The organism is Kitasatospora cheerisanensis KCTC 2395 (assembly GCF_000696185.1).
Classification (GTDB): domain Bacteria; phylum Actinomycetota; class Actinomycetes; order Streptomycetales; family Streptomycetaceae; genus Kitasatospora; species Kitasatospora cheerisanensis.
In genome coordinates this window covers 112,485-131,388 of record NZ_KK853997.1, presented here as the reverse complement: position 1 = coordinate 131,388, position 18,904 = coordinate 112,485, and the positions used below count along the sequence as shown (strand labels likewise).

Sequence of the window (18,904 nt, the reverse complement as noted above, 5' to 3'; positions counted from 1 at the left end):
GGGACGGAGCGTCGTTCCGCGGCCGCCGCGGGACGACGCGCGGTCGGACGGGCCGTCAGTTCGCCGCTGCCAGCGGCTGTTGCGCGGGCGGGACGGGCGCCGGGTCGTCGATGGCGCGGCTGAACGGGCGCCAGGCGAACACCGTCAGCCCCGCCATCACCACCGCCGAGAACCAGAACGGGCCGGTCAGGCCGAAGCTCCGGGCCAGCGGGCCGCCGATCAGCGCGCCGAGCGCCGAACCGCCCACCGCCAGCGCCATGAAGACGCTCATCACCCGGCCGCGCAACTCGTCCGGCACCGCCCGCTGCACCAGCGTCCGGTCCACGCCCATCCACACCGCGCCGTGCACGCCGAACACCGCCAGCACCGCGCCCGCCACCCACGCCGAACCCGCCAGCGCCAGACCGACGTGCGTCAGCGTCTCCAGCACCAGACCGGTGCGCAGCAGCACCGAGGAGGAGAACCGCGCCTGAAGGGCCGGCGCCACCGCCGCCCCCAGCAGACCGCCCACCGCGCCGACCGCCATCAGTAGGCCGTAGCCGAGCTCCGACAGGCCCAGGTGCTCACGGGCGTACAGCACCATCACCGAGAACCCGGCGATCAGCGTCACGTTCATCAGGCACAGCGCCAGCGTCAGCGTCCGCACCGCCGGCTGACCCCAGAGCCAGCGTGCGCCCTCGGTGAACTGACGGCGCATCGGCAAGCGCACCGGCTCGGCCTTCGGCGGGGCGGTCTGCTCGGACGGCAGCAGGCGCAGCGCCGAGAGCAGGGCGGCCGCGCCGGCGAAGCTCGCCGCGTCGATCGTCAGCGGCAGGCCGGCCGCCACCCCGAACAGGGCCGCGCCGAGCGGCGGGCCGCACAGCTTGTTGAGCACCGAATACGCGCCGAACATCCGCGAGTTGGCGCGCGGCAGCTGCTCGGACGGGACGACGGCGGGCACCAGCGCGGAGGACGCGTTGTCGCCGAGCGCCGCACAACTGCCCAGCAGCAGGCCGATCGCGTAGATCAGCGGCAGCGAGGCCGCGCCCGCGAACACCGCCGCCGCCAGCACCGCCGTCAGCACCGAGCGGGCCGCGTTCATCGCCACCGTCAGGCGCCGCCGGTCCACCCGGTCCACCAGCACCCCGCTCACCGGGGCGAGCAGCAGCCACGGCAGCTGCTGGACGAACACCGAGAGCCCGACCAGCACCGGATCCCTGGTCAACGACGTCACCAGCAGCGGGGCCGCCGCCGCGACGATCCCGTCGCCCAGCGCCGACACCGCCGCCGCCGACCACAACAGCCCGAAGGGCCGCCCCAGTCCACCGTCCCGCTTCATCCCGCACCACCCCAGCCCGCACCCGTCCGCCGCAAACCGCCGACGCTAACCGCCCCGGCGGACGCGCCGCACCTGGTTTTCGGGCGGGTGCACGGGCCGGCGGGTGTGCGGGCCGGCGGGTGGGTGCGCGGACGGGTGTGCGGACGGGTGTGCGGGCGGTGCCCGGTGGGGGGCGGGCACCGCCGGTACGAGGGTCACTGGCCGGTGCGGCCGTCGACGCGTTCGCGCAGGAGGTCGGCGTGGCCGCAGTGGCGGGCGTACTCCTCGATGCGGTGGACCCACAGGGAGCGGACCGGGTCGTTGTCCCGCCCGATGCGGGCCGACATGTCGGGGTGCGCGGCGAACGCGGCGTCGGTGGCGGCCTGTTCACGCTCCAGGTCGGCGAACGCGCCGTCCACCACGGACTGCTCGGGCAGCGCCCCCTCGAAGTCGCCGTCCGGATCCCCGTACAGCTTCGCGGCCGGCTCGCCCGGGACGATCCAGTTCCGCCAGTCGCGCTCCACCTCGGCGAGATGGCGGACCAGACCGAGCAGCGACATGGTCGACGGCGGGACCGAGCGGGTGGCGAGCTGCTCGGCCGTCAGGCCGTCGCACTTCATCCGCAGCGTCAGCCGATAGTTCGTCAAGTACTCGACGAACGTGGCGAGTTCGCCGTCCGCCATCGGCCCGTCGGTGTTGCGGGGATCGTCGTCCGGATCCACCCACATGTCGGGGTAGACACCGGCCCTGGACCACCGCTCGGGAAGCTGCTCACTCATCGTCCGGATGATTCCCGCTCGCCGCGCTCCCAGCAAACGGTTTTCGCACCCGCCCGGGGGAGCGAGGGCCCCGGCCGGCGTCGCGGCCGGGCCCGCCGGTCACTGCTGCCACGCGGAGGCGGCCGCCAGGTCGGCGAGCTGATCGAGCGTCAGGGCCGGGGTGCCGGGCTTGGCGTCGAAGGAGTTGGCGCCGATGTTCTCGCTGACGCTGACGTGGGTGCCGTCCGGCAGCAGGGCGTCGGCCAGCCAGCGGACGGGCGGCTCGGGCGAGCTCTTGGTGGCGCCGTAGGTCGAGGTGACGACCTCGGCGCCGCTCGCCGTCCGGGTGGTCGGGCGGCCGTTGGCCAGCGAGGCGAAGATGCTTCGGGGGTCGCCGTCCTTCATCCAGTGCGGCGTGACCGTGATCGACAGCAGGCAGGTCTGCCCGTCGACGGTGACGGTGAGATGGGCCGTGCCCGGGGTGGTCTGCGGAGCGCTGCCGCGGTCACGCTGGAGGCCCGCCGGCAGGAGCCGGTCGGCGGTGGCCAGGATCGCGTCCGGAAGCGGGAGTTGCGAGCCGCCCGGCGCATTGGTGGAGGTGGTGAACACCTCGAACACCGGGTTCCAGGCCGGGCTGCTGATCACGGCGGCCAACTGCTCGACGGACAGCGCGGGTTCGGGCCGGGTCAGCGGCGGCCCGGCCGTCCGGGAGTTCCTCTCGTCCAGGCGGACCTGGCGGCCGTCGGCACCCGTCCAGATCGCCGTCCAGGTGGAGGTGGGCCCGCCGCCGGGCTCGGGCCGGAACTTCTGGATCATGAGAATCGAGCCGTCCGGGCCCACCGTCCGGGTGCAGCCGTCGGTCGGACGCACGGTCGGGTCCACGCACTGGGTGCCCTGGGTGCCCGCCCCGATCGGCAGCGCGACCCAGTCGGTGCTCAGGGTGATCGCCGAAGCGCCCTGGCCGTCGTCGAACGCGAGATGGGCCATCGGCCCGCCGTGCGGGGCGTCCGAGCCGGCGCCGAAGGTGCTGTCGACCTGGCCCGGGGGCAGCAGGGACACCAGCGTGTCGATCATGAACTGCCCGGTGACGGCCGGGTTTCCCATCGGACGGACGACCACCGGCGCGCCGCCCCCCGGCCGCAGGGCCACTCCGGCCAGGGCGACCAGCGTCAATGCCGCACCCGCGCCGGCGGCCGCGGCAAGACGCCGACGGCGGACGCGGCTGCGCCCGAGACGCTCGCCGGCGTCGGCCAGCAGCTCGACGGGCAGGTCGGGGGTGAGATCGGCGGCGTCCCGCATCAGTGCGGAGACGGCGGTGTCGGAAGGCATGGGGGAGGACTCTCCTGACGGATCGGAAGGGGAAAGCGGTTCTGGCGGGCTCGGTGGCGGATTCGCCGACGGGCTCGCGGTGGCGGGCTCAGTGGCGGACGAGCTCGTCGAGCTGGTCGCCGAGGACGGCGCGGATGCGGTCCAGTGCGCGGCTGCTGCGCGAACGGACGCCGCTGGCGCTCAACTGGAGCGCGGCAGCGGTCTCGTCGACGCTGCGGTCCTCCCAGAAGCGCAGCACCAGCACGGCGCGGTCCTGCGGAGCCAGTTCGCTCAACGCCCTGAGCAGCGTCAGCCGCAGCGACGGGTCGGGATCGCTGACCGCCACCTCCTCGAAGGTGTCGGTCGCCTGCTCACTGCTCGCCCGCCGACGACGGTGCGACAGAAAGGTGTTGACCAGCACGGTCTGGGCGTACCCGGCCGGATTCTCCATCCGGGAGATCTTGCGCCACCGCCCGTAGATCCGGCCCAGGGCCTCCTGGACGAGATCCTCCGCGAGGTGCGCGTCACCACCCGTCAACAGGTAGGCCGTGCGCAGGAGATGACGCCCGCGGGAGACCGCGAACTCCCGGAAGTCGGTCGGCTGCGCCGACTCGGGACTGGTCGATGGATGCTTCATGTCTGCTTTAACGCGACGTACCCGAGGTTGCGTCCCAGGCCGGACGCGCGGGCGTCGCCGTGCGGGCCGTTGCCGGGCGCGGCCGTTCGCACTGATCGTACGCGCAGCAGGTACACCGCAGGTTTACCCGCCGCCTACCGCACAGGGTTGACGACGCGAGGTGCCGGCGAGGCGAGGATGGGCCGCACCCCGGCAGGAAGCCGGCAGAAAGCCGACCGAAGGAGAAGGCACATGAAGAAGATCGCCGCGATCCTGGCAGGCACCGCACTGCTGACCCTGGGAACCGCCATGCCGGCCCACGCCTCCGACGACTGGACCAAGATCTCCGGCTGGTCCGGCCTGGCCAACAGCCGAGCCACCGGCTACATGGGCCTCCCGAACCAGATCGAGGGATGGGGCCGGGTCGACTGGAGCGGTACCACTGTCGAGGTGCACACCGGCGCGCAGGACCTCTTCGAGGGGGACGGATTCTGCTCCGCCACGCAGATCCGCTACCACGTCAAGACCGGCTCCTCCTGGAACCCGGACTGGCAGTACCGCACCCCCGCCCTCGACTGCAGCGTGAACGGCAGCCAGGTCATCTCCCCCTACTACCGCTCCAACTACCCCATCAAGGACGTCGCTTTCCGCTCCTGCCTCGCCCAGGCCGACGGCACGATCCTCAGCTGCCTCGACTGGGCCTGACACTCCGGACTCGCGGGAGAGCGCCGGTGGGGACGTCGGCCGGGTCGCTCCCCCTCGTGGGCGGAGCCGGTGCGGCAAGGGTGTTCGCCCCGTCAGTCCGACCGCTCCGGCCAGCGCCTGCCCCACTCCTTGACCACCCGGTCGCCGACGGCGAGCGACCGGTACGTCCGGGCGTTCACCTCGATGCTGAGCTCCCGCCCCTCGTCGGTGCGGATGTGCACCATGTAGCGGCCGGTCGGGCCGTAGGTGCCGGTCGAACTGCGCACCCCGCGGCCGGTGACCACCCCGGTGTATGCGTCCTTGCTCTCGCGCAGCCCGTGCGCGGCGATCATCGCCACGACCATGGCGGGCGAGCCGATGGAGAGAAGCAGGACAATGGTGTTCGACATGTGCGATCCCCCTGCATCGACGACGGCACAGGCCATCGACGCCAGCGTACCGGTCTGCTGGGCGCCGGCCCAGAAGGCTTACCCAGCAAGGCCGTTCGGCCCCGGCCCGGTGCAGGTCACCCGCGGGCAACGGGACTGGCGAGGCCGTCACGCGAACGCAGGGGTGGCTCCGGTTGACGGGGTGACCGACGAACTCGCCGACGCCGAGCGGCGGTTCCGCAGCGCCGTGCCGCAGCGCCGTCGCGCGTCCGGGGATTCCGTACCGTCCTCGGCGAACCGCCGGGCTCCGCGAGGACGGGTGTGGCCCGGCACCCGCACGGCCGTTCCCGCCGACGGTGGATGACGGGGCATCAGGGGCTACTCGGGCGCTGGGACCGTCGACTGCGAGGACGAGCTGCCACCGCTGCGACTGCCCAGGGCGCCGGCGAGTGCGTCGCGTTGGGGTCGGGTGAGGGTGAGTGCCCATGGCGGGGCGGGCTGGTGGGGGTCGCCACCGCTCAGAGGGGAGTTGAGGCCGGCGAGGTGCTGTGACGCGGGGCGTCCGGCGCGGAGCAGGTGGTGGGCGGAGGTGGCGGGGGCTCCGATGGTGGTGAGGGCGGCGGTCAGGCGTGCCGGTGCGTCCGGGGGGAGGGCGTCGGTGTCGGCACCGTCGGCACCGAACCACTCGGGTTCCGGTCGCTCCTCGCCGGGTGTGAAGCGGCACATGGTCAGCAGGTGATTCGGCCAGAACCCGGCCCGGTCGAGCAGCCACTCACCCTCGACCAGCGGCCCGAGGTCGTATCCCTTGATCAGCACGGACCGGAGTCTCCCAGGCGCCACCGACGTCCGCGGGGCGGATCAGGTCGGCTTCCTCCCCGCACGCGGCAGATCCGGTCGGCCCAGGGCCGAACGCGACGCCGAGGGAGCGGAGACGGCGAGCAGGCCGAAGCGCGGGCAGCACCGCTCCAGCTGAAAGGCCGTCACGGGAGCACGGAGGCCGCGTCGTCGCTCGGTGCCTGATAGACGGTCACGATCGAAGCGACGGCGTCGATCCGGGCGGGGCCGGTGATCCTCAGCCAGGCCAGTTCGGGGAGTTGGTCGGAGCGGTCGAGGCGGCCGACGGCCTCGGCGGGCCAGGGGGACGGCAGTTGCGGCAGGTGGATCAGGGAGATTCCGTCGACGAAGACGGGGGCCACCTCGGGGTCCAAGGGGCGAACCGAGTGGAGACCGGACAGCGAGATCAGGACGTCGGGCCGGTGCGGCCCCTCGCGCAGGAACACGTCCAGGGTCTTGTCCTTGCGGTCCGCGCCGGACTCGTCCCACACGATGCGGTCCACGGAGTAGCCGGTGCAGGACTCCAGCGCCCGGGCGGCGTTCGCGCAGCGGTTCTTGAAGGCGTCGGACGCCCCGGGTCGGTCGGTCACGGCGCGAGACTACAGCGAGCGGACCGGTGCGCAGGAGCTCTCCGCTTCGGCCGGGCCCGGCCCGGCCTGTGCGGCGCAAGCGAGCCCCACCGAGCGCTGGTTGGCGGTCGGGTGGGTCCGTTGGGCCGGACGGATCCGTTGCCTGTCGGACAGCGCGGACGGGGCGTGCGCGGGCGGTCCCGCGCCAGGTCTGCTGCCTCTCCGGCTCGGGAAATCGCTGTTCGAGCGCCGGGGCGCGATGGTAGACATCCGGCGTGGAAAAGAATCTTGAGTTCTCCGACCTGCTCGGACTGATCGACGAGCGGTCGACCGCCTTCCGTGCCGCGGTCGTCGCCGCGCCCAGCCTGGACGCGGAGGTGCCGAGCTGCCCGGGGTGGACGCTGCTGGATCTGGTGAAGCACCTGGGCGGGGGAGACCGTTTCTGGGCCGCGATCGTCGGCGCGGGGCCGGCCGAGGCTCCGCCGGCGGAGGCCGTCGCGCTGCGCGCGAACCTGGAAGTGCCGCAGGGGCGTGAGGAGTTGGTGGCCTGGCTGGCCGCGTCGACGGAGCTGCTGCTGAGCGCCCTGCGCGAGGCGGGGCCGGAGCGCGGCTGCTGGACGTGGTGGCCCGCGTCGCAGTCGCCGCAGACCTCCGGCGCGGTCGCCCGGCACCGGGTGCAGGAGACCGCGGTGCACACCTACGACGCCCAACTCGCCGGGGGCGCAACGGAGCCGCTGCCGGCCGAGCTGGCCCTCGACGGGGTGGAGGAGTTCCTGCTCACCGTCTGCGGGACGCCGAGCGCCTGGCCGCACGAGCCGACCGCCTTCGACTTCCACGCCACCGAGGGCCGCTCCTGGCGTCTCACGGTCGACGGCGAGGGCGCCCGCACCGCCCGCATCCCCGCCGGCGGCGAGGGCCTGGACGCGGCCGGCGCCTCCGTCCGGGGCACGGCCGGCGAGGTGGTGCTGTACCTGTACGACCGCCTCAAGGCCGACTCCATGGGCATCGACGGAGACGCCGGCCTGCTCGACCTGCTCCGCGCCTGGGAGCCGGAGGAGAAGTAGCACGCACCAGGAGCGCGCCGGCCACGCCTCCGGGCGGGCCCACCCTGCCGTGACCCGCGTCGGCCCGCCGCCGTCGCCGCCCGCGCGGGGTGAGCGACGGGCGGGGACGGCGGTCGTGGCGGTGCGCGGGGCAGAGTTCCGGGCGGGGCCGGTGCGGGCGGTTGCCCGGGCGAAGTTCCGGCCGCGGGGCGGCACTAGAGTGTGCGCCCGTGATCTTCAGACGAAAGAAGTCCTCCGGCCTCGCCGACACCCTGACCGAGCTGGAGCAGGGGGCCGCCGCGCGCGACGGGGAGCGTACCGAGCGGGCGTTCGCGGCCGCGGTCAACGCCCTTCAGGCGGCCGGTGATGCGGAGTGCGTGGCCGCCGGGCCCCGGCTGGCCGCGCTGCTGCCGCAGTTCCCGCCGGTCGGACCGCGGTCCGTGCTGGCCACCGCCGCCGGGTTCTGCGTCGAGCGGGGAGCCGACGCGGGAGCCTGCGCCGGCCCGATCCTCGCGGACGTCCGGGACGAGCTGGCCGCCGCGCTCCGCTTCGCCGCCGCCTGGCGGGCCACCGGAGCCGACGAACTGCCGGAGCCCGACGAGGAGTTGATCGACGAGGCGCTGCTCGCCCGGCTCGGCGGCGACCAGTACGAGGCGCTGCGGCTCGCCCGCGCCTGGTGCACCATCGAGCAGTGGCAGGCGCCCGCGCTGGCCGTGCTGTGCCGCAGCACCGAGGTGCGCCGCCGACACCGGGCCGAACTGCTGCCGCTCTGCCGCGAGTTGGAGGTCCTGGGGCGGCACGACCTCAAGTGCCTGTCGTACGCGCTGGCCGTGCTGGACGACGAACCGGTGGTCGTGCTGCACCGGCCCACCGGCACCGGCTACCAGGTGCGGATCGGCGGCATCGGCGACAACTTCCAGCTGCACACGCTGCTCGCGCACCTCCTGATCGGCGGCGGCCACCTGCCCGGCACCGCCCCGTCCGCGGACAGCGTCCGCCTCGCCACCGACCCGGCGCCCGCCGACGGCACCCGCAGCGGCATCGTCGCCACCGGCTCCTTCACACTGCTCGCCCCCGACGGCGGCCGGATCTGGAACGAGGGCCTGCCGGACGACATCCCCGAGGTCGACGGCCACCGCCTGCTGGTGCTGGACGACCCGCAGTACCCGCACGGTTGGAACGCCGACCGGTTCTTCCCGCTGCTCCCCGGCCGGGCCGAACTCGTCCGGGTGCTGCCCGCCGACGAGACCCGCGACTGGTTCGCGCGCACCACCGCCTGACCCCGCCGCACCGGGACGACACCCGTTCGTCGCCCGACCGCCATCCGGACGGACGGCGGGGGAGACGGACGGGCCCGGTAGGATCGGCTGGCGCTGACAACGTTGACATGCCGTCGGCGCCGCAGCCCAGCCACCCCGCCGACCCCGTTGTGGAGCACCCCCATGCCCTTGGCGCTCGTCGCCCTCGCCGTCACCGCGTTCGCCATCGGCACCACCGAGTTCGCCGCCATGGGACTGCTCCCGCAGATCGCCGACAGCCTCCAGGTGTCCATCCCGCACGCCGGCTGGCTGATCTCCATGTACGCGCTCGGCGTGGTGATCGGCGCCCCGCTGCTCACCGCCGGCGCCGCCCGCCTGCCCCGCAAGGCGGTCCTGGTCGGACTGGCCGGTCTGTTCACCGCCGGCAACCTGCTCTGCGCGATCGCCCCCAACTTCGCGTTCCTGGCCGCCGCCCGGCTGATCACCGGACTGCCGCACGGCGCGTTCTTCGGTGCGGGTGCCGTCGCCGCCGCCGAACTCGTCGCCCCGCACCTGCGGGCCCGCGCCGTCTCGGTGATGTTCTCCGGGCTCACCGTCGCCAACATCGTCGGCGTCCCCGCCGCCACCCTGCTCGGCCAGCGCCTCGGCTGGCGCGCCGCGATGCTCGTCGTGGTCGCCATCGGCCTGCTCGGCGCCGCCGCCATCGCCCGGCTCGTCCCGCACCTGCCCGCGCACCCCGGCGCCGGACTGCGCAGCGAACTCGCCACCTTCCGCAGCGGACAACTCTGGCTCGCCCTCGGCACGGTGGTGTTCGGCTGCGCCGGACTCTTCGCCTGCTACAGCTACATCACCCCCACCCTCACCGAGGTCGCCGGCTTCGCCGACTCCTCCGTCACCCTGATCCTCGCCCTGTTCGGCGTCGGCATGACCATCGGCAACGTCATCGGCGGCTACGCGGCCGACCGCGCGCTGCGCCCGTCGATCTGCGCCGCGTTCCTCGCGATGTCCGGCGCGCTCGCCCTGTTCGCGCTCACCGCGCACGCCCGCTGGTCGGCCGCCGTGACGGTGGTGCTGATCGGCATGGCCGGGTTCGCGACCGTCCCCACCGTGCAGACCCTGGTGATCCAGAAGGCCCGCAAGGCGCCCACGCTGGCCTCGGCGACCGTGCAGGGCGCGTTCAACCTGGCCAACGCGCAAGGCGCGTACCTGGGCGGACTGGCCCTCTCCGCCGGCCTCGGCTGGACGTCCCCCACGCTGGTCGGCGCGGGCCTGGCGCTGCTCGGCTTCCTGATCGCGGCCGGATCCTGGGCGGCGGACCGGCGCGGCCCGGTGGCCGTGGCGGACCAGCCGGTCGCGACGGAGCTGGTCGGCGCCGGGCACTGAGGGGCGCCGCGGGGTGACGAGGGGTGTCGCGGGGCACTGAGGGACCGTCACCGGGAGGTATGATCACCGGATTTCCGCAGCGGCGGTGGGGCCGAGCGGAGTCCGTCCGCGAGGAGTGCCGTCGATGCCCCGAACCGAAGGAACCGCCACCCCGGGCCGCATCGGCGTCATGCTCCCGCGCGACCTGCCGGTGAACGACCTGTTCGAGTACGCGCGCCGGGCCGAGGAGTCGGGCTTCGACGAACTCTGGGTGGTCGAGGACCTCGGCTGGCGCGGCGGCATCGCCCAGGCCGCGACCGTGCTCGCCGTCACCGAACGGATCACCGTCGGCATCGGCATCATGCCCGCCGGCGCCCGCAACGTGTGCTTCGCCGCGATGGAACTCGCCAGTCTGGCCCAGCTCCACCCCGGCCGGGTGGTCGCCGGCGTCGGCCACGGCATGCCGGACTGGATGCGGGCCGCCGGCGCGTGGCCCGCCAGCCCGGTCACCCTGCTCAAGGAGTACACCACCGCGCTGCGCACCCTGCTGCGCGGCGAGCCCGGCCCGCCGAACGGACGCTACGTCCAGTGCGAGGGCGTGCAGTTGACGGAGGTTCCGGAGGTGGCGCCGCCGGTGATCCTCGGCGTGCGCGGCCCCAAGTCGCAGGCCGCCGCCGGGGAGGTCGCGGACGGGCTGCTGCTGGCCGAACCCGCCGCCCCCGCGTACATCGGGACCTCGCGCCGCCACCTGCGCCCCGAGGCCCTGGTCGTCACCTACGACGCCGCGGCCGTCGACACCGAGGAGAAGGCCGCCCTCGACCGGGTGCGCCCCGGGCTGGCCGCGATCGGCGAACCCGACTGGGCCGCCCACCTCGAACCGCTCCCGTTCGCCGCCGAGCTGCGCGCCCACCGCGAAGCCGCCGCCGACGGCGCGGAGTTCGCCCGCACCCTGCCCGACGCGTGGGTGCACGCCCTCGCCGTCGTCGGCACCCCCGAGCAGGCCCGCGCCGCCATCGCCGCCCGCCACGCCGCCGGCGCCACCACCGTCGTCCTCGCCCCGGTCGGCCCCTCCGCGCTGGACGCGCTGGACTCCCTGGCGCGCGCCCTGCCCGAGGAGCCGACCGGCGTCTCCTGGCTGGTCCGGCGCGGCGGCCCCGCGCTCCGGGCACTGGGCTACTGGGCCTCCCCGCAGGCGCCCGAACTGCCGGACGCGGCACAGCTGGTGGACGAGAGCTGGGACGAGGAGGAGCGGTCGCTGGTCGCCGCCTACCTCGACCAGGGCCAGCTGATCCGCCAGTACATGGGCGTCTCCCGCTGCCGCCTGTGCGGTTGCAGCAACGGCAACGCCGAACTGACCGACGGCAGCTACGTCTGGCCCGGCGGGCTCGCCCACTACGTCACCGAGCACGCCGTCCGCCTCCCCGCCGAGTTCGTCAGCCGCGCCCGGCGCCGCCTCGACGACCTGGAGCAGGCCGCACCCGACTTCACCTGGTGGAACGCGAGCGCGAACGCGAACGCTGGCCGGACCCGCGACGGTGACTGAGCGGACGGGGGGAGTAGCGGCCGCTCCGGCTCAGGGGGCTGCGGCCAGGTGGCGGGTGAAGAACTCGCGGACCGTGCGGCGGACGCGGGGGATCCCGACGGCCGGGCGGACGGTGCCGACGACCGCGGCGCGGTCCGCCGGGGTGGTCAGGCCGGCCGACTGGAGCCCGGGGAGCAGGGCGGCCAGGTCGGTGACGGCCCAGTGGGCGGCGCCGGGGAGGCGGGTGGTGCGGACCCAGGGGGCCGAGCGGGCGGTGAGGGCGGACCAGGAGCGGTTCAACTCGGCGGCGTGGTCGAAGAGTTCGGTGCCGAGCAGAAGCAGGGGGCGGTCCACGCCGGTCCGGAGGACGGGGAGGGGCTCGGGGGCGTCGCCGGGCCGGAGCGGGGGAAGGTCGAGGTAGCCCTCCAGGTTGATGCCGGCGCGGACCCGCCGGTCCTCGTGGAGGAGTTCGGTGACGGCGCTGCCGCCCGCCGAGTGCCCGTACACGCCGAGGCGGCGCAGATCGAGGGAGAGGCCGCGGGGAAGCGGCAGTTCGGCCGGCCGGCCGAGGCGGTCGAGGACGAAGCGCAGGTCGGCGACCCGGGCGTCGACCATGGTGCGGGCGAGGGCGGGCGTGTCGCGGGGGTCGCCGCGGAAGACCGTCGGCCGGACCGGCTCGGGTCGGAAGGCCGTGGTGCCCGGGAACTCGACCGCCGCCGCGTCGCCGGGGTGATCGACCGTCACCACCACCGCGCCGTGGCTCGCCAACTCCTCGGCCAGGGACGTCCCCAGGCCGCGCGGATCGCCGCCGCCCGGGCTGTACACCAGCACCGGACGGCGACCCGGCAGCGCCGCGGCGTCCGGACCGGAGTGGGACAGGGTGGCGCCCCAGTCCACGCCGGCGGCCGGCAGCCGCAGCGGCCCGTACGGGGCGATCGCCCCGAACACCTCCGCGGCCAGCGGCGGCAGTTGCGGAGCCGGGGCGGTACCCGCGACCGCGCGGGCCGGGTAGAAGAAGGTCAGCATCAACTCCCGCACGGGCACGGAGGAATCCCACGGGTCGCGGCGCGAGCCGTCCACCAGGTACACCGCCCGGCACCCCACCGGGTGGCGGCCGGTCGGCGCGGGCAGGGCGAGGACGACACCGCCCACGGTCGACGGCACGGTCGCGGGGAGGGCGTCGGCGAAGGCCCGCCGGCCGGTGGCGCCCAGCAGCAGGGCGGCGGAGCCCAGCAGCGCCGCCCCGGTGACGGAGCGTCGGCCGATCGAGAAGTCACGAGTCATGCGGGCAGGTTGGCCCGCCGGGCCCGGCGCGGGCGATCATTGAGGCCAGGGGCTCAAGGATGGCGCCCCCGGCCCGCGGGGGTCCGGACAGACACCGGGGGCACCATGCTGCGGATCCACTTCACGCCGGACGACTTCGCCCGCGTCCGCCTCGCGCCCCGGCCCGCGCCGCTCCAGGAACTGAACGCGGCCCTGGCGATGATGTGCCGTCAGGACGGCGAACTGCTCCACGGAGCCTGGCGGCGCAGGACGCTGCGCACCCTGCCGAAGGCCGCCGAACCGCTCGCCGACCTGGTCCCGGCCGGGCGCGCGCCGAGCTTCCTGGACGTGGTGGCGGACTCCCTCCCGGACGCGCTGGAGCAGGTCCGGGCGACCCCGGCCGAGGTGGTCCGCGCCGAACTGGAACGCGTCCACGCCGGTGCGCGCACGCCCCGCCGGCCTGGATCCAGGAGTTGCGGCGCGGCGAGGACGGGCCCGGAGGCTGCTGAGCCGGGCGCAGCGGGCCGCGTTCGACGCGCTGCTCGGCCCGGTCTGGGGGCAGGTGCAGGACCTGCACCACGCCGAGTTCGTGCGCCGCGCCGTGCAACTCGCCGAGACGGGGGCCGGCCCGCTGCTGGCCGGACTGCTGCCCGGTGCCCGGCTGGACGGCGGAACCTGGGAACTGCCGGGCCGCGCACGGGAGATCGGGCTCGGCGGGCGCGGACTCCTGCTGCTGCCCACCTTCCACTGGTCGGGCGGCCCGCTGCTGTCCGACCTGCCGGACCGCCCGGTCGTCGTCACCTACCCGGCCGGCCCGGCTTCCCGCTCCGGCCCGCGGGCGGCGAGGGGCCGCAGGCACTGGCGAGGGTGATCGGCCCGACCCGCACCGAGCTGCTGCACCTGCTGGCCGAGGACCGCACCACCAGCGAACTCGCCCGCCGCCTGCGGGTCAGCGCCGCCACGGTCTCCGCCCACACGGCGGCCCTCCGCGGCGCCGGCCTGATCTCCACCACCCGCGCGGGCAAGGCAGTCCTGCACCACCGCACCGCCCTCGGTAGCCTCCTGCTCGGCATCCGGCCGGCCGGCCCCGGACCCGCCGTGCCGAACGAGGGGTGAGGGTGCGTCAGGCCGGGGCGGTGCAGCGGTAGGGGCCGGTGGGGGCGGGGCGGGGTCGTACCAGGAGGCGAGGCCGAGGAGTCTGGCGCCGAGGTCGGTGAGGCGGGCGGTGGGGTAGCGCCTGGACTCGTGCAGGACCGGGTCGCCGACCAGGGTGCGGTTCCAGTGGGGGGTGCGGAGGTGGCGCCAGGAGTCGATGCGGGCCGTGCGGAGGCGCTCGTGTTCCTCGAGGGCGGGCATCATCGAGAGGTACTGGACGGCGCGGACGCCCCGTTCGGAGCGGTTGCGGGCGACGCCGTGGGCCAGCAGGCCGTTCCAGATCAGCAGGTCGCCGGGATGCAGTTCCGGTCGGACGACGGGGAGTTCGGCGCGGTCGACGGTGGGGCGGTAGGGGTCGCGGTGGGCGGGCTGGCCGAGCTTCCACGCTTCGAAGCGCCGGAAGAGCTCGGGGTTGCAGTGGAAGCCGCCGGTCTCCGCCGAGGTCTCGTTGAGCGCGATGATGCCCTGGACCCGCTGCGGCGGCACGCCGAGGCCGGTGTCGATGTCCCAGTGCAGGGGGAGGTCGCCGTCCCGGTCGGCGGGGTCGACGAGGGCGCGGTCGCGGTTGCCGCGGTTGGGCGGGTTCAGGTTGAGGCGGTCCAGGGTGACCCAGAGCTCCTCGCAGTCCCAGACGTCCACGAACGCGTCGTAGACCCGCTCGTGCTGCCGGCTGTCCCAGAGCAATTGGTGGTGGTACGCCTCGACGAAGCCGTAGACGTGCAGTTGCCGGTCCAGCTCGGAGCGGAACGGCCGGTCGGCGAACCAGCTGTCCGGGTCCCGCGGGTCCAGGCCCTGGAACTGCCAGGCGAAGTCGAGCATCCGGCGGGCGTGCCCGGCGGGCACGGCCTCGCGGACGACGACGTAGCCGTAGGTCTGCCAGTGCGCGAAGTCCTCCTCGGAGAGCACGCGCAGCGGACGGGACTTGGCGAGTTCGCGCAGGGTGTGCTGGGCGAGGTAGGACTCGCCGTCGCTGCTGAAGTACGGGCGGTCGGTGGCGGCGCGGAACAGCTGGGCCCGGCGGGACGGCACGGACATGGGAGACCCCTCCAGGGAGCAGGCGGAAGGTGACGGGGAGTCGGAGCCCGGCAGGTCGGGACGGGATCCGGCCCGGGCGCGGCGACTGCCCCCGCAGCGGGGCCGGGCCGGGGAGGAGGAGCGGAGGAGAAGGGCGGCGCCGGGAACGGGTGCCGCGGCCGCTTCGATCTTCAGATTGGTCCAGACCAGAAACCTTGTCAAGTTCCTGACCGGTAACCGGAAGCGGGCCCGGAATTGACGGGCCGCCAGCTCGCCTGCGGGGGCACACTGTTGCGATGCTGACCGATCACTGGCCGCTGCCCGGCCTGAGCGTGCGCACCCCGCGCCTGGAGCTGCGGCTGCCCACCGAACCCGAACTCGCCGAGCTCGCCGACCTCGCCGCCCGCGGCGTGGTCGCCCCCGGCACCCGCCCGTTCCGCTCCGACTGGGCCTACGACACCCCCGTCGAACGCGCCCGCTCCGTGCTGAAGGCGCACTGGCGGTCCCTGGCCGACTGGACGCCCGAGGACTGGGCGCTGCTGCTGGTGGTCTTCGACGAGGGCCGGCCGGTCGGCGTCCAGTCGCTGCGGGCCACCGAGTTCGCGGTCCGCCGGGAGATCCTGTCCGGCTCCTGGCTGGGCGTCGAGCACCACGGACGCGGCCTCGGCACCGAGGCCCGCACCGCGATGCTGCACCTCGCCTTCGCCGGCCTGGGCACCGAATCCGCGATCTCCGCCTCGTTCACGGACAACGCCGCGTCCATCGCCGTCTCCCGCAAGCTCGGCTACCTGCCCGACGGCGTCGAACGCGACAACCGCCACGGCGAGTTCGCCCTCACCCAGCGCTTCCGCCTCGACCGCGCCGACTGGGAGCCCACCCGCCGCCCCGACATCCGGCTCACCGGCCTGACCCCCTGCGCCGCACTCTTCGGCCTCCCCGTCCCCGTCTAGCAGCTCCCCGGAACCGCCCGCGCGGGCCGCGCGTTCGACAGGCGGACGGTGACCGGGACGGAGCTGTGCCGGGACGGACGAGGAGCGGGGAATGGTGCCCTATCTGATCACGCTGGCGGTGCTCGCCGGGGTCCTGACCCTGATCGGGCTGGGCCTGAACGCGGTCCGGCGGCGCGGCGGGACCGCCGCGGCCGCGCTGAGCGGAGCGCTGGCCGGCTACGAGGAGGCGGTGCGCGCCACCTCGTACGCGGCGCACGCCGAACTGCTCGCCGAGGCCGACCGGAAGGCGCCGATCGAGGTGCCCGGCGGCCGGTTCGACGGCCGGGCCCTGCTCGCGGACGCCGGCGGCTCCGGCCCGGCCCGCCGCCCCGGGCGCGGCGCCTGGCGGACCGTCAGGGCGTGGTGGCGCCGGGGCTGACGGCCGCCGCCGGCTCGGCCCCGGGACGGGCGGCCGGAGCGATCACCACGTTCAGGTGCTTCATGATCGGCTGATCGCTCTGGCTGCTGTGGTCGCCCAGCGCGCACAGCACGTTCATCTCCGGCATGTACCCGGCCGCGCACCCCCGCGGCAGGTCGTACGGGACGGCCAGGTAGCCGTGCAGCGAACGCGTCGAGCCGTCCCGCGCGGTGGCGGTGATGTCGACCGGGTCGAACTCGGCGAGGCCGCGCTCGCGCATGTCCTGCCGGTTCATGAACACCAGCGTGCGCAGGTTCTTGACGCCCCGGTAGCGGTCGTCGTCCGAGTAGATGGTGGTGTTCCACTGGTCGTGCGAACGCATCGTGCCCAGCACCAGCGTGCCCGGCGGCGGCAGCACGTCCGGCAGCGGCGCCGACGAGAACTCCGCCTTCCCCGACGGGGTGAGGAACACCAGCTCCCGGGCCGGCTGCTTGATCCGGAAGCCCAGCGGCAGCCGCACCCGCCGGTTGAAGTCCTCGAAGCCGTCCAGCACCTTCGCCATGGTGTCGCGGATCCGGTCGTAGTCCTCCACGTACCACTCCCAGGGCGTGGCACTGTCCGGCAGCGCCGCCCGCGCGATGCCCGCGATGATCGCCGGCTCCGACAGCAACTGCGCCGACGCCGGGCGCTTCCGCATCCCCACCGACAGGTGCACCATGCTCATCGAGTCCTCCACCGAGGTGGCCTGCACGCCGCCGCGCTGCCGGTCCTGCTCGGTGCGGCCCAGGCACGGCAGGATCAGCGCCCGCCGCCCGTGCACCAGATGACTGCGGTTCAGCTTCGTCGACACCTGCACCGTCAACTCGCAGGCGCGCAGCGCCCGGTAGGTGAACTCGGTGTCCGGCGCGGCCAGCGCGAAGTTGCCGCCCATCCCGACGAACACCGACACCTCGCCGCGCGCCATCGCCCCGATCACGCCCACCGTGTCCAGCCCCGGCTCGCGCGGCGGCTCGATCCCGCACACCTTCGCCAGGCGGTCCAGGAACGCCGCCGACGGCCGGTGGTCGATCCCGCAGGTCCGGTTGCCCTGCACGTTCGAATGCCCGCGCACCGGCGACGGCCCCGCCCCCTCCCGGCCCAGATTGCCGCGCAGCAGCAGCACGTTGACGATCTCCCGGACGGTGTCCACCCCGTGCTCGTGCTGCGTCACCCCCAGGCACCAGGAGAAGATCGACCGGTCCGCCTCCCGGTAGACCCGCGCCGCCGCCAGCAACTGCGCCCGGCTCAGCCCGCTCTGCCGCTCCAACTCCTCCCACGGCGTGCGCTCGCACAGCTCCCGGTACGCCGCGAAGCCCTCGGTGTGCCGCTCGATGAACTCCTCGTCCAGCGCCCGCGGATCGTGCGCCGCCTGCTCCAGCAGCGCCTTCGCGATCGCCCGCAGCAGCGCCAGGTCGCCACCGATCCGCACCTGCAGGTTCAGCGTGCTGGTCGCCGTCGCCCGCATCAGCGCCATGTTCGCGAACTCGTGCGGCACGATCGTCCGGGTCGCCGCCGCCTCCACCAGCGGATTGACGTGCACCACCTGCGCGCCCCGCCGGTGCGCGTCCGCCAGCGCCGTCAGCATCCGCGGCGCGTTCGACGCCGCGTTCACGCCGAGGATGAACAGTGCGTCGGCGGCCTCCCAGTCCTTCAGGTCGACGGTGCCCTTGCCGGTGCCCAGCGAGGCCGTCAGCGCCCGGCCGGACGCCTCGTGACACATGTTCGAACAGTCCGGCAGGTTGTTGGTACCCAGCTCACGGGCCATCAACTGGTACAGGAAGGTGGCCTCGTTGCCCAGCCGGCCCGAGGTGTAGAACGCCGCCCGGTTCGGGTCGTCCAGCCCGCGCAGCTCCCCGCCGATCAGCTCGAAGGCCTGCTGCCAGTCGATCGGCACGTACCGGTCCGAGACCGGGTCGTACACCATCGGCTCGGTCAGCCGGCCCTGGTCCTCCAGCGCGTGGTCGCTCCAGCCCGAGAGCTCCGTCACGGTGTGCGCGGCGAAGAACTCCCGCCCGACCCGCTTGCCCGTCATCTCCCAGGTGACGTGCTTGATCCCGTTCTCGCAGATGTCCAGGTGCAGGCCCTTGTAGTCGTCCGGCCAGGCACACCCCGGACAGTCGAAGCCGCCGTCCTCGTGGTTCATCTTCAGCACCGCCCGCGGACCGTCCACCCACTCGCCCGTCCGCGCCAGCACCCGCGCCACCGACTTCGCGGCCCCCCACCCCGCGGCCGGATGCCGGTACGGCCGCACGCTCGGCTCCGGCTCCGGCTCCGGTTCGCGCTCCCGCGGCTCGTGCTGCGGCCTCTGCTGGGGATCCTCGGTTGCGGTCACGACGGCACTCCCGGTCTGCGGCGGACAACGGCACCTCGGATCCTGCCGCCGCCGCCCGCCCCGACCGCACCGGCCACGCCCGCCGCCCCGCGCGAACCACCCGCCCGGCGGCC

General features: G+C 74.5%; 17 protein-coding genes and 2 pseudogenes. 9 read left to right on the top strand and 10 right to left on the bottom strand.

Annotated features, from left to right (window positions below; genetic code table 11):
• Positions 1-55: 55 nt before the first annotated feature.
• The 4 genes from KCH_RS00695 to KCH_RS00680 all read right to left on the bottom strand — a co-directional run bounded on the left by KCH_RS00695 (position 56) and on the right by KCH_RS00680 (position 4,000).
• A complete protein-coding gene (locus tag KCH_RS00695; protein ID WP_051652585.1) occupies positions 56-1,318 on the bottom strand; it encodes an MFS transporter in 1,263 nt (420 codons plus the stop codon).
• Positions 1,319-1,512: 194 nt separating this feature from the next.
• Positions 1,513-2,076: a DinB family protein gene (locus KCH_RS00690; protein WP_084223071.1), complete on the bottom strand. Its 564-nt coding sequence runs from the start codon at positions 2,074-2,076 to the stop codon at positions 1,513-1,515.
• A 99-nt stretch (positions 2,077-2,175) separates the two neighbouring features.
• Positions 2,176-3,384, bottom strand: a complete 1,209-nt coding sequence (locus tag KCH_RS00685) for a hypothetical protein (protein WP_035858068.1) — start codon at positions 3,382-3,384, stop codon at positions 2,176-2,178.
• An 88-nt stretch (positions 3,385-3,472) separates the two neighbouring features.
• Positions 3,473-4,000 carry a SigE family RNA polymerase sigma factor gene (locus tag KCH_RS00680; RefSeq protein WP_035858066.1) on the bottom strand — a complete coding sequence of 176 codons (528 nt, stop codon included), beginning with the start codon at positions 3,998-4,000 and terminating at the stop codon, positions 3,473-3,475.
• A 231-nt stretch (positions 4,001-4,231) separates the two neighbouring features.
• On the opposite strand from KCH_RS00680, the gene KCH_RS00675 reads away from it, so the two are divergent.
• Entirely contained in the window at positions 4,232-4,684 is a 453-nt protein-coding gene (locus KCH_RS00675) for a hypothetical protein (RefSeq protein ID WP_035858062.1), read from the top strand.
• Positions 4,685-4,776: 92 nt separating this feature from the next.
• On the opposite strand, the gene KCH_RS00670 is transcribed toward KCH_RS00675, so the two are convergent.
• The 3 genes from KCH_RS00670 to KCH_RS00660 all read right to left on the bottom strand — a co-directional run bounded on the left by KCH_RS00670 (position 4,777) and on the right by KCH_RS00660 (position 6,476).
• Complete coding sequence (locus tag KCH_RS00670) at positions 4,777-5,073, bottom strand: DUF7489 domain-containing protein (RefSeq protein ID WP_035858059.1); 297 nt, start codon at positions 5,071-5,073, stop codon at positions 4,777-4,779.
• A gap of 357 nt (positions 5,074-5,430) precedes the next feature.
• Entirely contained in the window at positions 5,431-5,868 is a 438-nt protein-coding gene (locus KCH_RS00665) for a hypothetical protein (RefSeq protein WP_051652584.1), read from the bottom strand.
• Between the two features lie 164 nt (positions 5,869-6,032).
• Complete coding sequence (locus tag KCH_RS00660) at positions 6,033-6,476, bottom strand: hypothetical protein (protein ID WP_035858057.1); 444 nt, start codon at positions 6,474-6,476, stop codon at positions 6,033-6,035.
• 254 nt (positions 6,477-6,730) lie between these two features.
• On the opposite strand from KCH_RS00660, the gene KCH_RS00655 reads away from it, so the two are divergent.
• From KCH_RS00655 to KCH_RS00640, 4 genes and pseudogenes are all read left to right on the top strand, one after another.
• Positions 6,731-7,519 carry a maleylpyruvate isomerase family mycothiol-dependent enzyme gene (locus KCH_RS00655; protein ID WP_035858055.1) on the top strand — a complete coding sequence of 263 codons (789 nt, stop codon included), beginning with the start codon at positions 6,731-6,733 and terminating at the stop codon, positions 7,517-7,519.
• Between the two features lie 209 nt (positions 7,520-7,728).
• Positions 7,729-8,778, top strand: a complete 1,050-nt coding sequence (locus KCH_RS00650) for a hypothetical protein (protein ID WP_035858054.1) — start codon at positions 7,729-7,731, stop codon at positions 8,776-8,778.
• A 162-nt stretch (positions 8,779-8,940) separates the two neighbouring features.
• Positions 8,941-10,140 (top strand): MFS transporter, encoded by a 1,200-nt coding sequence (locus KCH_RS00645; protein ID WP_035858053.1) that lies wholly within the window; start codon positions 8,941-8,943, stop codon positions 10,138-10,140.
• 124 nt (positions 10,141-10,264) lie between these two features.
• A pseudogene (locus KCH_RS00640) lies at positions 10,265-11,230 on the top strand (LLM class flavin-dependent oxidoreductase); the annotation flags it as partial.
• A 462-nt stretch (positions 11,231-11,692) separates the two neighbouring features.
• Here KCH_RS00640 and KCH_RS00635 read toward each other — a convergent pair.
• On the bottom strand, positions 11,693-12,925 hold the full coding sequence (locus tag KCH_RS00635; RefSeq protein WP_035858052.1) for an alpha/beta hydrolase: 1,233 nt from the start codon (positions 12,923-12,925) through the stop codon (positions 11,693-11,695).
• Between the two features lie 418 nt (positions 12,926-13,343).
• On the opposite strand from KCH_RS00635, the gene KCH_RS46385 reads away from it, so the two are divergent.
• Together KCH_RS46385 and KCH_RS46380 are read left to right on the top strand one after the other, a co-directional pair.
• Positions 13,344-13,775, top strand: a complete 432-nt coding sequence (locus KCH_RS46385; protein ID WP_341865502.1) for a hypothetical protein — start codon at positions 13,344-13,346, stop codon at positions 13,773-13,775.
• On the top strand, positions 13,772-14,020 hold the full coding sequence (locus tag KCH_RS46380; protein ID WP_341865466.1) for an ArsR/SmtB family transcription factor: 249 nt from the start codon (positions 13,772-13,774) through the stop codon (positions 14,018-14,020). The genes KCH_RS46385 and KCH_RS46380 overlap by 4 nt, the downstream gene beginning before the upstream one ends.
• A gap of 15 nt (positions 14,021-14,035) precedes the next feature.
• Here KCH_RS46380 and KCH_RS00625 read toward each other — a convergent pair.
• Positions 14,036-15,094: pseudogene (locus KCH_RS00625) on the bottom strand (phytanoyl-CoA dioxygenase family protein); the annotation flags it as partial.
• Positions 15,095-15,369: 275 nt separating this feature from the next.
• Between KCH_RS00625 and KCH_RS00620 the strand changes: the two are divergent.
• Complete coding sequence (locus KCH_RS00620; RefSeq protein WP_035858051.1) at positions 15,370-16,023, top strand: GNAT family N-acetyltransferase; 654 nt, start codon at positions 15,370-15,372, stop codon at positions 16,021-16,023.
• A gap of 91 nt (positions 16,024-16,114) precedes the next feature.
• The gene (locus KCH_RS38490; protein WP_035858050.1) at positions 16,115-16,441 is read left to right on the top strand and encodes a hypothetical protein; all 327 of its coding nucleotides are present in this window, start codon (positions 16,115-16,117) and stop codon (positions 16,439-16,441) included.
• Here the strand turns inward: KCH_RS38490 and KCH_RS00610 are convergent.
• A complete protein-coding gene (locus KCH_RS00610; RefSeq protein ID WP_157032350.1) occupies positions 16,416-18,710 on the bottom strand; it encodes an FdhF/YdeP family oxidoreductase in 2,295 nt (764 codons plus the stop codon). The genes KCH_RS38490 and KCH_RS00610 overlap by 26 nt on opposite strands.
• Between the last annotated feature and the right edge of the window lie 194 nt (positions 18,711-18,904).

Coding starts and splice junctions, on each gene's coding strand:
- KCH_RS00685 (WP_035858068.1), bottom strand. CDS start 3,384: ATGCCTTCCGACACCGCCGTCTCCGCACTGATGCGGGACGCCGCCGAT.
- KCH_RS00645 (WP_035858053.1), top strand. CDS start 8,941: ATGCCCTTGGCGCTCGTCGCCCTCGCCGTCACCGCGTTCGCCATCGGC.
- KCH_RS00635 (WP_035858052.1), bottom strand. CDS start 12,925: ATGACTCGTGACTTCTCGATCGGCCGACGCTCCGTCACCGGGGCGGCG.
- KCH_RS00670 (WP_035858059.1), bottom strand. CDS start 5,073: ATGTCGAACACCATTGTCCTGCTTCTCTCCATCGGCTCGCCCGCCATG.
- KCH_RS00690 (WP_084223071.1), bottom strand. CDS start 2,076: ATGAGTGAGCAGCTTCCCGAGCGGTGGTCCAGGGCCGGTGTCTACCCC.
- KCH_RS00620 (WP_035858051.1), top strand. CDS start 15,370: ATGCTGACCGATCACTGGCCGCTGCCCGGCCTGAGCGTGCGCACCCCG.
- KCH_RS00675 (WP_035858062.1), top strand. CDS start 4,232: ATGAAGAAGATCGCCGCGATCCTGGCAGGCACCGCACTGCTGACCCTG.
- KCH_RS38490 (WP_035858050.1), top strand. CDS start 16,115: ATGGTGCCCTATCTGATCACGCTGGCGGTGCTCGCCGGGGTCCTGACC.
- KCH_RS00695 (WP_051652585.1), bottom strand. CDS start 1,318: ATGAAGCGGGACGGTGGACTGGGGCGGCCCTTCGGGCTGTTGTGGTCG.
- KCH_RS00680 (WP_035858066.1), bottom strand. CDS start 4,000: ATGAAGCATCCATCGACCAGTCCCGAGTCGGCGCAGCCGACCGACTTC.